9 protein-coding genes are annotated in these 13,421 nt (G+C 68.2%); 5 read left to right on the top strand and 4 right to left on the bottom strand.

The window, feature by feature from the left end; translation table 11 throughout:
- Window positions 1–9: 9 nt before the first annotated feature.
- Window positions 10–5,082 carry a class I SAM-dependent DNA methyltransferase gene (locus OG978_RS30895; RefSeq protein WP_326768335.1) on the top strand — a complete coding sequence of 1,691 codons (5,073 nt, stop codon included), beginning with the start codon at window positions 10–12 and terminating at the stop codon, window positions 5,080–5,082.
- Window positions 5,083–5,136: 54 nt separating this feature from the next.
- Here OG978_RS30895 and OG978_RS30890 read toward each other — a convergent pair whose 3' ends face one another.
- Both OG978_RS30890 and OG978_RS30885 read right to left on the bottom strand, forming a co-directional pair.
- A complete protein-coding gene (locus tag OG978_RS30890) occupies window positions 5,137–5,340 on the bottom strand; it encodes a DUF397 domain-containing protein (protein WP_326768334.1) in 204 nt (67 codons plus the stop codon).
- The gene (locus OG978_RS30885) at window positions 5,337–6,176 is read right to left on the bottom strand and encodes a helix-turn-helix domain-containing protein (RefSeq protein ID WP_326768333.1); all 840 of its coding nucleotides are present in this window, start codon (window positions 6,174–6,176) and stop codon (window positions 5,337–5,339) included. Before OG978_RS30885 ends, OG978_RS30890 begins: the two co-directional genes overlap by 4 nt.
- A 147-nt stretch (window positions 6,177–6,323) precedes the next feature.
- On the opposite strand from OG978_RS30885, the gene OG978_RS30880 reads away from it, so the two are divergent.
- Complete coding sequence (locus tag OG978_RS30880) at window positions 6,324–6,788, top strand: ATP-binding protein (protein ID WP_326768332.1); 465 nt, start codon at window positions 6,324–6,326, stop codon at window positions 6,786–6,788.
- Between the two features lie 174 nt (window positions 6,789–6,962).
- Here OG978_RS30880 and OG978_RS30875 read toward each other — a convergent pair whose 3' ends face one another.
- Together OG978_RS30875 and OG978_RS30870 are read right to left on the bottom strand one after the other, a co-directional pair.
- Window positions 6,963–8,000, bottom strand: coding sequence for a hypothetical protein (locus OG978_RS30875; RefSeq protein ID WP_326768331.1), 1,038 nt, complete (start codon window positions 7,998–8,000; stop codon window positions 6,963–6,965).
- A gap of 292 nt (window positions 8,001–8,292) precedes the next feature.
- The gene (locus tag OG978_RS30870; protein ID WP_326768330.1) at window positions 8,293–9,888 is read right to left on the bottom strand and encodes an NnrS multi-domain protein; all 1,596 of its coding nucleotides are present in this window, start codon (window positions 9,886–9,888) and stop codon (window positions 8,293–8,295) included.
- 98 nt (window positions 9,889–9,986) lie between these two features.
- On the opposite strand from OG978_RS30870, the gene OG978_RS30865 reads away from it, so the two are divergent.
- The 3 genes from OG978_RS30865 to OG978_RS30855 are packed head-to-tail and all read left to right on the top strand — an operon-like array spanning window position 9,987 to window position 13,421.
- Window positions 9,987–11,300 carry a DUF262 domain-containing protein gene (locus tag OG978_RS30865; RefSeq protein ID WP_326768329.1) on the top strand — a complete coding sequence of 438 codons (1,314 nt, stop codon included), beginning with the start codon at window positions 9,987–9,989 and terminating at the stop codon, window positions 11,298–11,300.
- Window positions 11,297–12,445 carry an AAA family ATPase gene (locus OG978_RS30860; RefSeq protein ID WP_326768328.1) on the top strand — a complete coding sequence of 383 codons (1,149 nt, stop codon included), beginning with the start codon at window positions 11,297–11,299 and terminating at the stop codon, window positions 12,443–12,445. Before OG978_RS30865 ends, OG978_RS30860 begins: the two co-directional genes overlap by 4 nt.
- 43 nt (window positions 12,446–12,488) lie before the next feature.
- Window positions 12,489–13,421 (top strand): hypothetical protein, encoded by a 933-nt coding sequence (locus tag OG978_RS30855; RefSeq protein WP_326768327.1) that lies wholly within the window; start codon window positions 12,489–12,491, stop codon window positions 13,419–13,421.

The following is a 13,421-nucleotide window of genomic DNA, read 5'->3' as shown; positions in this document are numbered from 1 at the left end:
AGAATCCCCATGACGTACGACTCCCTGGTCAACCGCGGTGACTACTTCTCCGCGCACTACCTGGCCGAGGTCTTCCCGAAGGACCTCAAGTCCGGGCTCCTCGCGGCCTGGAAGACCCGCGAGGAGGAGGCCAAGTCCTCGTTCTCTGACTCCGAGCAGGAACCTGACCCGGACGCCCTCCCGGTCACGCCCCGCCTGGGTCTGCGCGCCCTGCGCCGCCCGTACTTCCGTACCCGCGCCTTCTTCGCGGAGGCGGCGGTCACGCCCGACGACGCGACGACGTACGACGCACCCGAGTGGCGCGAGCGCGCGACTTCCCTCAATGCCTCCGTTCTCCGCGCCTTCGGCTACGACGCCAAGCCCCAGACCCTGACGGTGTCCCGGGCGGACCACACGTACGAGATCCCCGTCGCGCACGCCGAACCGGGCCTGGTGGCCGTCGACTGCGGCTGGGCTGCCGAACCCGACGCGGCCCTGGACCCGGACGGCCCCGGCCGCCTCCTCACCCCCGTACAGCTGGACGCGTCCAACTCCCTCCGTACGGGCTCGAAGCTGGCCTCGTTCCTCTTCGCAAGCGAGGACGCGCCGCGTTACGTGCTGCTGCTCGCCGGCGGCGTGATCGTCCTCGCGGACCGGGCGGCGTGGGGTGAGGGCCGCTACCTGGCGGCCTCCCTGGACACGGCCCTGGACCGCAACAACACCAAGGACGGCCAGGAACTCGACACCCTGGCCGCGTTGTTCGGCGCGGACTCGCTGCGCACTCCGGAGGAGGGCGGCGAGAACCCGCTCGCCGGGCTCATCGACAAGTCGACGAAGCACGCGGTGGGCGTCTCGTCGGAACTCCGGGACGGCCTGCGCGAGTCGGTGGAACTCATCGCGAACGAGGTCCTGGAACGGATCACCAGCCATGACGGCGTCCGCCTGGAGGACGTCAAGGAACTCCCGGAACTCTCTCGGCAGCTGGCCCGCGAGTCGTTCCGCTACCTGTACCGCATCCTGTTCCTCCTGTACGCGGAGGCCCGCCCGGAGCTGGGCATCCTGCCGTCGGACTACCCGGAATACCACCAGGGGTACGGCCTCGGCCGCCTCGGCGAGCTCGTCGCGGAGCGGGACCTGGTGGGCGAGAAGGCCCGCGAGGGCGTGTACCTGTACGAGTCCCTGGACCTGCTCTTCAGCAAGGTCCAGGAGGGCTACCGGCCGCGCCGCACGCACGGGGTGAGCGCCAAGGATTCCGAAGACGTCGGCCTCCGCTTCGAACCCCTCCACTCGAAGCTCTTCGAACCGGAGTCGATCCGCCTGATCGGCGCGGAGTCGGTCAAGGACCCCCGCCACGACGACGACTCGGACGAGCGCCCGCGCTACCTGGACACCCGGCTCCGCAACGCCACCCTGTACAAGGTCCTGCGGAAGCTGATGCTCACCCGGGGCAGGAAGGGCGAACGAGGCGGCTTCATCTCGTACGCGCAGCTCGGCATCAACCAGCTGGGCGCCGTGTACGAAGGGCTGATGTCGTACGCGGGCTTCATCGCCGGCGAAGAACTGTACGAGGTCGCGAAGAACGGCGACCCGAAGGACGGTTCCTGGCTGATCCCGTCCTCGAAGGCCGACGAGTACGCGGATTCCGTTTTCGTGTGCCGCCGGGACGAGGAGACGGGCGCCGATGTCCGGGTCCGGTACCGACCGGGCTCGTTCGTCTACCGTCTCTCGGGCCGCGACCGCCAGACCTCGGCCTCGTACTACACGCCGGAATCGCTGACGAAGGTCACGGTCCAGCTGGCGTTGCAGCACCGCCTGGACCAGGACGACACGGTCACGGAGGCCCGGGAACTCCTGGACTGGAAGATCTGCGAGCCGGCCCTCGGCTCGGGCGCGTTCCTGAACGAGGCCATCAACCAGGTCGCGGCGGAGTACCTGCGCCGCCGCCAGGAGGAGACCGGCCAGGCGATCGACACCGAGCAGCACCCGGTGGAGCTCCAGAAGGCCAAGGCGTACATCGCGCTGCACAACTCGTACGGCGTGGACCTCAACTCGACGGCGGTCGAACTGGCCGAGGTCTCGCTGTGGCTGAACACGATGCACCCGGGCATGGAGGCGCCGTGGTTCGGCCTCCACCTGCGGCGAGGCAACTCCCTGATCGGCGGCCGTCGCGAGATCTACGGTCCGGAACGCCTGAAGAAGGGCGGCTGGCTGGGCGCCACGCCGGAACGCTTCCCCCTCAAGGATGCGGGGTCGGGCCTGCCGTCCGGTTCGGTCCACCACTTCCTGCTCCCGGCGAAGGAGTGGGGCGCGGTCGCCGCCGAGAAGGAGGCAAAGGCCCTGGCCCCGGAGGAGGCGAAGGCGCTCGGCGCCTGGCGCAAGGCGATCACGAAGTCGCCGAGCGCGAAGCAGACGGCCCGGCTTCAAGGGCTTGCGCGTCGGGCGGAGTACCTGTGGCAGCTGGTGGTCCGCCGCCTGGAGATCTCCGAGCGGGACATCAGCCGCAAGATCGACGTCTGGGGCACGGAGCCGGAGTGGCTGCGGCAGCCGGTGGAGGCGGTCCAGAGAGAAGAGGTCCTGGCGGACCTTGAGGCGGTCGACACCCCGTACTGGCGGCTGAAGACGCTGATGGACGCGTGGTGCGCACTGTGGTTCTGGCCGGTCCAGGAGGCGTCGCTGCTGAATGGCACGAATCCTCGTTACCGGCAGGCGGCGGAGCTGGCCGAGCAGTCGGCCGCGTACGAGGTGGCCGTCTCGGGGGCGGAGGACGAGGACGAGAGCGCCAGTGTCCTGATGTCCTGGGAGGAGGAGGCCCTCCCCGGTTTCGGTACGGAAGCCAAGCAGCTGTCCTTGACCCAGGAGGCCGTGGCCAAGCGCCGGATGGGCCGCCGCAAGGAATCCATCGCTGATCGGCGCCGCGAGGTGATCCCGCTGGCGAACCTGGACGACTGGTTGGATTTCGCGGAGTCGCTGCTGGGGACGCAGGATGTGCCGGCGGAGTCGCTGATCGCGGAGTTCGAGTCGCTTACGGAGCTGACGCCGTATGAGGATGCGCTGCCGGACTTGATGGGGATGGATCGGTCTTATTGGCTGGAGTCCCGGTTCCCTTGGGCGGCCCGGTCGAAGGACATTGCCACCCAGCAGGGGTTCTTTCATTGGGAGTTGGAGTACGCGCAGGTCTTTAAGCGGGGTGGGTATGACCTGCAGGTGGGGAACCCTCCATGGGTACGTCCACGCTGGCAGGAAGATCTGGTTCTGGCGGAGTCAGAGCCTTGGTTCGTACTCGCGGAGAAGCCAGGAGCGGCTGAGTGGCGGCTGCGCAGGGACGAGGTGCTGAGCGCTGACAAGGGCAGCCGGGCCTCATTCCTTGATGAGTTGGCGGTTCATTCCGGGTTCGTTGCTGCTCTGGGCAGCCCAGCCGTGTATCCCATGCTCGTAGGAACCCAAGGCGATCTCTACCGGGCATTCATGGCGCAGGTGTGGCGGCACGCGACGCAACGCGGCAGCGCGGGGCTGATCCACCCGGACACACACTTCGGCGGCGTGCGAGAGGGCCTGATCCGGGGGGCCGCGTACCGGCATCTGCGGGTGCACGCCCACTTCGTCAACTCGGCCAACTGGGCCTTCGAAGACCTCGACCGCGCACAGGAATTCGCGATGCACATCTATGGGCGGTCTCGCGAGCCCGACTTCCTTCACCTCAGCGAACTGCGCGACGCGGAGGCCCTGCCCGCATCACTGGCCCATGACGGGCACGGCGAGGCGCCCGGCATCAAGCACAACGGCTCGTGGGACATCCGACCGCATCGCGAACGCGTAGTGCATGTGGACACGGATCTGCTGGCCAGTTGGCAGGCTCTGACGGGCTCAACCGGTCCAGCGGCGCAGACTCCCCTGCTGTACCCCGTCCTGCGCAGCGAGCAAGGGGCCATTGAGGCGCTGGCCGGGCATCACGGCACATTGGCCGACTACCAGCCGCTGATCACGAGTGGATACCACGAAGCCACCGCAAGGAAGGACGGGCTGATCCGCTGGGGCAACCAGGCTGTCCCGTCTCTCTCGGACGTCATCCTCCAGGGGCCACACTTCGCGGCAGCGCTTCCCTGCTCCAAGGAGCCAAGAATCCCCTGTCGGAGCAACAGGGACTGGGATCTGCTCGCTACGACGGAGCTGTCCGAGGACTACGTTCCGGTGACCAATTATGTGCGAGCCACGGACGAGACCACGTATCTCACGGCCCAGGACTCCTGGCGTGGAGCACCGTCCACCTCGCACTTCCGACTGGCCTGGCGGAGGATGATCCCCTTCAACACCAGCCGCAGCCTCCAGGCCGCCCTCATCCCGCCCGGCCCCGCCCATGTCCACGCCGTGCACTCGGCAGCCTTGGCGGACGGGCGTCTGACCGCCCTCAACGCGGGCTTCTGGGCGACACTGCCGCTCGACTACCTGCTCCGTATCACCGGCCGCTCGGACCTCCAGGTCGTCGAGGCCACCAAGATGCCGGCCCCCGACCCGAAGCACCCCCTAGCCGCCGCGCTCCTCCTCCGCACTCTCCGCATGAACGCCCTCACCATCCACTACGCCCCCCTCTGGGCGGAACTGTTCGACCTCCGCTGGGCGGGCTACGAAGACTGGGCCAATCCCCACTGGCCCCGGCTGAGCCCCCTCGCCGCCGACCTCAAGCCGACGTGGGAGTACGCCACCCCGCTCCGTACGGAGTACGAGCGCCGCGCCGCGCTCGTAGAGCTCGACGCCCTGGTCGCCGTCTGGCTCGGTATCGCTGCGGACCAACTCGTCGCGATCTTCAAGTCCCGCTACCCGCAGCTGTACAACTACGAGTCGGCGACCTACTTCGACGCCAACGGCCGTAAGATCGCGGGGGACTTCAATACCTACGGCCACGCCCAGACGAAGGAGGACTATCGCGCCCTCCTCGACCATCTGGCAAGCCCCGCCACCACCCCACCGCCCGAGGGGTACACCGCCCCCTTCTACAAGGCCGACCGCGAGACCGAGATGCGGGCCGCGCACGCGCACTTCTCCGCTCGGCTCGACGCGGAGATCGCTGCCGGCCGGTGGACACCACCTGTGAAGGCCGACGCGTAGAACACGAACGGGCCGTGCCAACCGAGGTTGGCACGGCCCGCTTGGTCGTACAGGTCAGTGCGACGTGAAGGCGACGAACGCCGCCCACTGCTCCTCGTCGAAGCTCAGCACAGCCCCGGCCCTGTTCTTCGAGTCGCGTACGTGGGTCGAACCAACGACGTTCGCCACCTCCACGCACTCGCCTCCCTCGCCGCTGCTGTAGCTGCTCTTGAACCAGGCCGATTCCGGCACGGCCCGCACAGACTCTTCGACGTTCATGTCTCTCCCAGCAACTTCTCGACGACGGCCAGCGATTCGCGCGGAGTGAGGGCCTGCGCCCTGAGGAGCCCGTACTGCTCCTCGATCTCCCGCACCGAGTTCCGATCCGTATGAAGGCGGCTGTCCTTGAGCACCTCCACGTAGGCGATCCTCCGCCCTTCCCTCGTCTCGATCAAGGTGAACGGGCCCGCCAACCCAGCGTGGTCCTCACGCTCTGTCGGCATCACCTGGATCTCAACGTTGCGGCGATGTCCCACCAGCAGCAGGTGCTCCAACTGCCCCCGCATCACGTCCCTCCCACCCAACGGGCGACGCAGCACGGACTCCTCGATTACGAAGCTGATGGTGGGCATCGGCGTGCGGGAGAGAATCTCGTGCCTGGCCAGCCGGGCCGCGACCCGTTCCTCAACGGTCGCCTCATCCAACAAGGGCCGCCGCATCGCGAACACCGCCCGCGCGTACTCCTCCGTCTGCAACAGCCCCGGCACCGCCTGCGCCGCATACACGTGCAGCTCCACGGCCTCCTTCTCCAGCTTCGCCGCACCCCGGAAGAACGCCGGGTACTGAGCACGCGCCACCTCCTCCTTCATCTCCTTCAAGATGCCGCGCGCACCCAGCAACTCATCCGCCTGATCGATGAACTTCCCGGGCGGGATCCGCTTGCCCTGTTCGAACGCCGCGATGGTCGACGCCGAATACCCCGTCCTCGCCCCGAACTCCGCCCGGTCCAGCTCCGCCCACTCCCGAAACCGCTTCAGCTGCCGCCCGAACACCTGAAGGATGCCCGTCGCCCCCTGCTCGGCCTCGTACCCGGCTTCCGCTTCCCGATCGTCCATGATCCGCACCTCCCACGCCCAACGCCCCGGCCGTCCCGCCGGTCACGCCCCGCACCGCCGACACCCTCCGCACCGACGCATACAACCCGCACCCGTCCGCGCGTCACTCCTGGTCAACGTTACTCACGCAACGCCACCGTTGGCGGCATGAAGTCCACAACTCACCCCACCCAGCCCACGCACGAACCCAATGCCCCCGCCCAGGAGTTCGACATGCGTTTCACTTCCACCCCACGCGGCGCACGGCTCGCCCGGCGCCTCGTCTCGCACCGTCTCCACGAGTGGGGCCATCCCTACAACACGACCGCCAACGACACCGTCACCCTCCTCGCCGCCGAGCTCACCGCGAACGCCGTGCGCCACGGCCACGTCCCCGGCCGGGACTTCCATGTCCGCCTCACCGTCGACGCAGACGCCACGACCATCCGTATCGAGGTCACCGACACCCGCACCGAGCGGATTCCCGTCCTCGCCTCCCCTACGCCGGACGCCGAGGCCGGCCGTGGTCTGCTCCTCGTCGCGGCCCTCGCCACCCACTGGGGCACCACACCCCGCGTAGCCGCCCCCGGCAAGACCGTCTGGGCGGAGATCAGCACTCCCCCAGACCGGTGATCCCATACGCTGCCGTCCGTGGTCTACGCAATCTCCCTCTCCGCAGAAGAACTCGACGACATCGACTGGCAGTTGCAACTAGACCAGTTCATGGGCAAGACCATGGGTTCGTCCATGCGGCCACGAGACCTGTCTCCCCAGGTCACGCTCGTGTTCGCGCGCATCCGTCCCGCGTCAGGCACCGCCGGCCCCGCCTACCAGCTGCGCTGGCTCGGCGTGGTGAAACACCCCAAGGGCAGAAAGGTCGCCACCCGGGACGCCCTGATCAGGGTGGAACCGCTGTGGCGCAGTCCCGCGCCGGTGGAGCTGGCCACAGTGACAGCATCGCTGTCCCGGGAGGACGCCGCAGACCTCACCCCCATGCTCTCCAGCGAAGTCGCCGTACTCCCCGACGAGCTCGGTCAGCGCCTCGTCGCCGCGCTGCGCGGTCTCGGACCGCGGTTCGCCGAGCTTCTCGACCGTCTGACCAGCGTCGCGGATCAGGCCCCCTTCGACAGTTCCCGCGTCGAGGACCGCTCCTGGCAGGAGCAATACGACTCCGCGCGTCTTGCGCTCACCATCGGCGAGTTTCCTCTCGCCCCTCTCAGCGCATGGCTCCGGCCCCCGAGTCCCCACGACACCTACCTCGCCGGGCTGATTCCCGAACCCACCGAACAGAGTCTGATCGAGCACGATGCCGCCCATTCCATGCCCGGCCCGAGGCTCCTCCGGCCCTGGGACGGCCCGGACTTCCGCTGCGACATCCACGTCTTCGAACACGAAGGGCGGTACATCGAAGTCGCCAACGTCAACGCCACTCCCGTTGAGGGACGGCTGGGCAGCGACCTGATCTACTACCACGAGGCCACCGGAAGTTTTGTGATGGTCCAGTACAAACGCCTCCCCTCCGTCGAGCGCTGGGTGTACGTGGACGACCGCCTGCGCGACCAGCTCGACCGGCTGGAGGCCGTGGCGCAGGCCAGCAGGCCGCCCCACGCTCCTCACGACTGGCGGTTGGGCAGCGATCCTTGTTTCCTTAAGCTCGCCTACTGGCCGGAGGACGCCCAGGCCGACCCCGGCGGTCCGGCAGCGGGCATGTACCTCCCGTTGTCCTACGTACGCCTGCTCCTCCAGGACGACTGCACCCGGGGACCGAACGGCGGCAGACGCCTCGGCTACTCCTACGCCGACCGGCACTTGATCAACAGCCAGTTCGTCGAGCTCGTCAAGCACGGCCTGGCCGGGACCGTGGGCACGTCCCGGGAGGAACTGCTCGCCCTGGGGTCGGAGCGCGCCCTGGAGGGGTACTCCGTCACCATCGCGGCAGAACTCGGGGACGGCCGCCACCCCGGGGAGACGGTACGGGAGCGGCAACGGCGCGCCCACTCCCGTAAGGCCGGTAAACGCCAGGCCAAGAAGCGTGCCCCCGCCACTCCCTCGAAGGCCGGCAAGTCGAAGCCGGCGCGGCTCGGGGACCAGATGTCGTTCTTCGAACCCGACGAGGGCCCCCCCGGACTGACAGAGGTCAGCCGCCCTTCGGCAGAGTCCCGTACGAAAAGGTGCACTGGACCTGGCCGTCGGCCGCAGGAACGAGGCGTACCTGCTCGGCGGGCATCTGCAGTGCCGTGCCCGCCGGCTCGTCCCAGAGCGACACCGTTCCTCCGGCCTCCCCGAACGACAGGTACGGATGCTCGGGCTTCAGAACACCACCCCGGCTGCCGAGTTTCGCTGCGGGAACCGTCGGCTCGACGCACATCCACTCCGGCTCCACCCCGAAGTACGAAGGCGGCGCCGTCTTCCGGACCGCGGCCGTACGGAAGTCCTCCACCGCCTCCCGAGCCGAGTCCAGCGCCCCCAGCCCACACACCACCACCACGGTCAACTGGGTACACACGTACAACGGAACCCCCAGCCGCTCGACGGGGCTGACGAACGGTGCGTGCACGTGCTTCGCGATGCCCCAGAGGGCCGGGACGAACAGGGCATAACTGAGCAGGCTCAACAGCTTCAGCGCCGACGCGGCCTGCCAGATCCCGGGGACGTCGAGGTCATCGGGTGTCACGCCGAAACTGTCCGCGTACAGCGCGTGCAGCACCGATCCGGAGGCCACCACAAATGACACAGCAGCCGTGAAGACGAGCGGCGCCGCCCAGGCGAGCCATTCACCCCACGTCCACTGGCGGACCAGCAGCCAGATCCCTCCGATCGTCGCCGTGACTGCGAAGATCGACAGCATCTGCATCGGGGTCCAGCCCCTGTCGTCCCCCAGGTCCGCGCCGTTGGAGACGACAAGGAAGTAGCCGGCCACCGCACCGAACATCAGGAGGCTCGCCACGCGGCCGCCGGCTGCGAACATGCCGTAGGCCGACCTGGCGCCTCCGACGAAGCACAGTGCCGCGGCTCCGGTCCACCCCCATACCCACACACCGCTCTGCTGCCGAGCGACCGCCGCACAGAAGGTCATGGCGAGCAGCCAGGCCACGACCAGGTAGGCACGACGCAGGCCGTCCTCCTCGCGACGCGGCACGATGTGGCGTCGCTCCCGACCGTAGAACGGCCGTACATCGACGGCAGTCCCGGGAGCGGAACCTCCGGGCAGGTTCATACGGGAGAGCCGACGGGCTTCCGATGCCGTACCCGTGACCACCATTCCGGTGTCGCGGTAGCCGCACCTCTCCGAAATGCGCGCACGTGACACTGCGGCCGCTCGGCTCAATCTCGCCATCCACGTCCGTGGCCTCGGGGCGGGTGCGCGAGGCGGTCTGTGATCAACCGTGTGCGCCCGCCATCCGGTCAGCTGCTCCCGATCCCGGTCCACCAGCTCGCAGCGCCGGGCGTACATCTCCAGACCGGCCGACCGTGCCAGCTGCTCCACCCGCCAGGCGGCCGCCCGCTCGGTGCGCCGGTTGCGGGCTCCGAAGAACCGCACCTCGACGGAGTACAGCCGTGCCGAGGGTGCCTCGCGCAGCACCCCCCGCGACGCGCCCTCACCACGCGTGAACCCAGTGACGACCGGCCAGCCCCGCTGGTCGAACACCCGCTCCGCCTCGTCCCAGTCGCGTTGCTCCCCCCGTACCTCGACGAGCACCAGCACACGCTGGTCATAGCGTTTCCCCAGCACCAGCTCCGCCTCTCACCGGGCTCCGAAGGTACAGCGACCTACGATGTGACGGTCACGGTGGAAGGAAGCCACTCCTACGAGGGAACGGACACGAAGACATGTCACCGGAGGACAGCGGCAGCAACCGCGCACCCCAGCCGAAGGACCAGCTGTCCCTGTACGGCCGCTATCTGGACGATGCGTCCGCCGAGGACAGCGGGGGCTTCCTGGTGGAGATCGGGGCGGGTGGGCGGAGCACCGATGTCGAGCTGGAGCAGCCCGACGAGGAGCCGGACAGCGCGGACGACCGGATCACGGCACCGTACGACCCGTCTAAAATCGAGATCCAGACCCTCAACCCGACGATCAACCTGCTGATCTCCCGGCTGGTCAACGGGATGATCGATCTCGCCCCGGACTTCCAGCGCAAAGCGGGCATCTGGTCGGACGAGCAGCAGAGCCGGCTGATCGAGTCCCTGCTCCTGCGCATCCCCATCCCCTCCTTCTACGCCTCCGAACTCACCGACAGCTCATGGGCCCAGGACAGTTCCTGGGCCATCGTCGACGGCATCCAGCGCCTCACCGCCATCGCACGGTTCATCGCCCCCGAAGCACTGGCGGAGGCGGGGATAGACTCCGGGCCGCTCAAGTTGCGCGGACTGGAGTACCTCAAGGACGACTTCGAGGGCAAGGGGTACGACGATCTGTCGGGGCGCATGCAGATCCGCCTGAACGAAAGCCAGGTCGTCGTCCACCTCATCCGTCCGGGGACTCCGGAAGAGGTCAAGTTCAACATCTTCGCGCGCATCAACACCGGTGGCCTCCCGCTGACCCGCCAGGAGATCCGGCACGCGCTCGTCCCCGGCCCGGCACGGCAGCTCCTGTCCTCGCTCGCCGAATCGCCGGAGTTCGCCTCGGCCACCAGCTACGGCGTCTACAGCGAGCGGATGGCGGACCGCGAGATGGTGCTGCGCTACCTCGCCTTCCGGCTCACCGACCCCAACCTGTTCAGGAGCCAGGACTTCGACCAGTTCCTCGCTCTCACCATGCGCCAGGTCAACCGCCTCACCGAGGACGAGCGGGAGGCTCACGCCCACGACTTCCGGCGGGCCATGATCACGGCTGAGGAGATCTTCGAAGGTCATGCCTTCCGTAAACAGTTCCCTGGTCAGACTCGGCGCTCACCGGTCAACAAGGCCATCTTCGAGACAGTTTCCGTGAATCTGGCCGTTCTCTCGGACCGTGAACGATCTGCGCTGGTAGCGTCCCGCGAACAGGTGGTCGAGGGCTTCCAGCAGCTCATGACCGACCGGAACTTCGAGCGGGCCGTGTCCGTGGGCACCGGCGACCGGGTCAAGGTGGTCGACCGCTTCGCCAAGGTCCGCGAACTCTTCCGCACCGTCCTGCAGACCAACGGGGGCAGCAACCAGTGATCGAACAGTTGTCGCTGACCAACTTCAAGGCGTTCCGGTCCGCCGACATCCGGCTGGCCCCGGTCACGCTCCTCACCGGCCTCAATTCCTCGGGCAAGAGCACGGTCCTGCAGTCCCTGGCGCTGCTCCGTCAGTCGTACGACTCGGGCATCCTCATGTCCACCGACGGGGACACCGACAGCCACGGGGGTTTCCTCCTCGACGGTGACCTCGTGGAGTTGGGCACGGGCCAGGACCTCCTGCACGAGGACTTCACCACCGAGCGGCCGGGCACGGACCCGCTGATCTCCATCGTGTTCGAATCTGCCGACAAGGAGTCGTACTCCTGGTCCGTCCGGTATGCGCCGGAGCAGGACGTACTGCCGCTCGAAAGCTCCACCCGCCCGGCGGACTGGGGTGACGTGCCCCTGTTCTCCCGGCGCTTCCAGTACCTCAAGGCCGACCGGATCACGCCGGCCACCACCTATCCCCGGTCTCACCATCAGGCGATCGGCCGCGGCTTCCTCGGGGCACGCGGCGAGCACGCCGTCAACTTCCTGCGGCACCACGCGCAGGACGTCGTACCGGACGGCCACCCGCTCCGACACCCGGAGGCCGACGGCCACACCCTGCTCGACCAGGTCGTCGCGTGGATGCAGGAGCTGTGCCCCGGGGTCAACCTCGAAGCCTCGGAGATTCCCGGGATCGACTCGGTACGTCTCAGCTTCGGGTTCGGCGGCACCGCCGGCCTGGACTCCACCCGGCGTCGACGCCCGACGAACGTCGGCTTCGGTCTCACGTACGCCCTCCCCATCGTCGTGGCGTGTCTCACCGCCGGGCCCGGCAGCCTCATCCTGCTGGAGAACCCCGAGGCCCATCTCCACCCGCGCGGCCAGTCCCGTATGGCCTCCCTCATCGCCGCCGCGGCGTCCGCCGGCGCGCAGCTCGTCGTCGAGACCCACAGCGACCACGTACTCGACGGGACCCGGCTCGCGGTCAAGCAGGGGCGGCTCGCGGCCGGGGATACGGCGGTGCACTTCTTCCGGGGCAACGGGGCCGGCGTGGAGATCGTCACTCCGACGGTTGCCGAGGACGGATCGCTCTCCGAATGGCCGGAGGGCTTCTTCGACGAGTCGGAGAACACGCTCGACCAGCTGTTGGGCTGACCGCCCGCCTGTCAGTTCCGGAAGCCACAAAGGGGGGCGCTTCATGGTGCTCATGTTCTTCAACGAGAAATCCTGCGTCTCCGACTGCTCGCAGGACGAGGCCGGGCAGGCCATGCGCGATTTCGTGAAGGTCTGCCAGGCGGTCAGGCGGGTGGACAACGGGGCGAGTCTCGTCAGTGAGGTCCGGCTGGAGGACCTGGAGATCGCTCCCGGCTACTACCTCGCCCAGTGGCGGAACGAGAGCCAGAACCGCGACCACTGGCGGTTCATGCGGCTGCTCAACCGCAAGTCCCCGCACTCCACGGTGCTGCCGGCCCCTCCCGAGGATCAGGAGGTCGAGTACCGTCACGACGGCGACCGGGTTCTCGGGCTCGCCGCCGCCCATCTCATGGACACGCTGGCCGTCAGCCTTCCCACCGCCCGGCCCTGGGAGGCCTCCTGGCTGAGTGTCGAGTACGTCCTCGTCGACGAGGACGAGGTCCAGGAGGACAGCGCGGAGGTCCGGCACGCCTCGACACCCGAGCACGTGGCGGAACACGCCGACTGGATACGCGAGAGCGCGGCGAACGCCGTCACCTCCGGCGCGCAGCTGTGGGAGGAACGCGAAAGTCTCTTCGCCTCGCTCCAGTTCGCCCCTGGCGTGGAGGACGACCTGAGGAACCTCCCGGGTGTCTCCGTGCCCTCGGTCCGGGCTGCGCTTCTCTCGCTCAATGCGGCGGCCGAGGCCTGGAAGCCCGGCGATTCGGAACCTGTCTGGCCCATCAAGGTAGTCCCCGAGAGCGACACCCGGATCAGACTCGGGCTGTGCAACTTCACCGACACGGACGGGGAGAAGCGGCTGTTCAGCCTCCACACCCGGTTCCGGCCGAGGCCCGGCCGCATCCACCTGCGGGTGGTCACCGAGGAGGGCCGTGTGCGCATCGGCTACATCGGCCGGAAGCGCCTGGAGGAGGGCGTCCCGCGCAGCTCGCGGTGA

The organism is Streptomyces sp. NBC_01591 (assembly GCF_035918155.1).
Taxonomy (GTDB): Bacteria; Actinomycetota; Actinomycetes; order Streptomycetales; family Streptomycetaceae; genus Streptomyces.
This window is presented reverse-complemented; position numbering and strand designations above follow the sequence as displayed.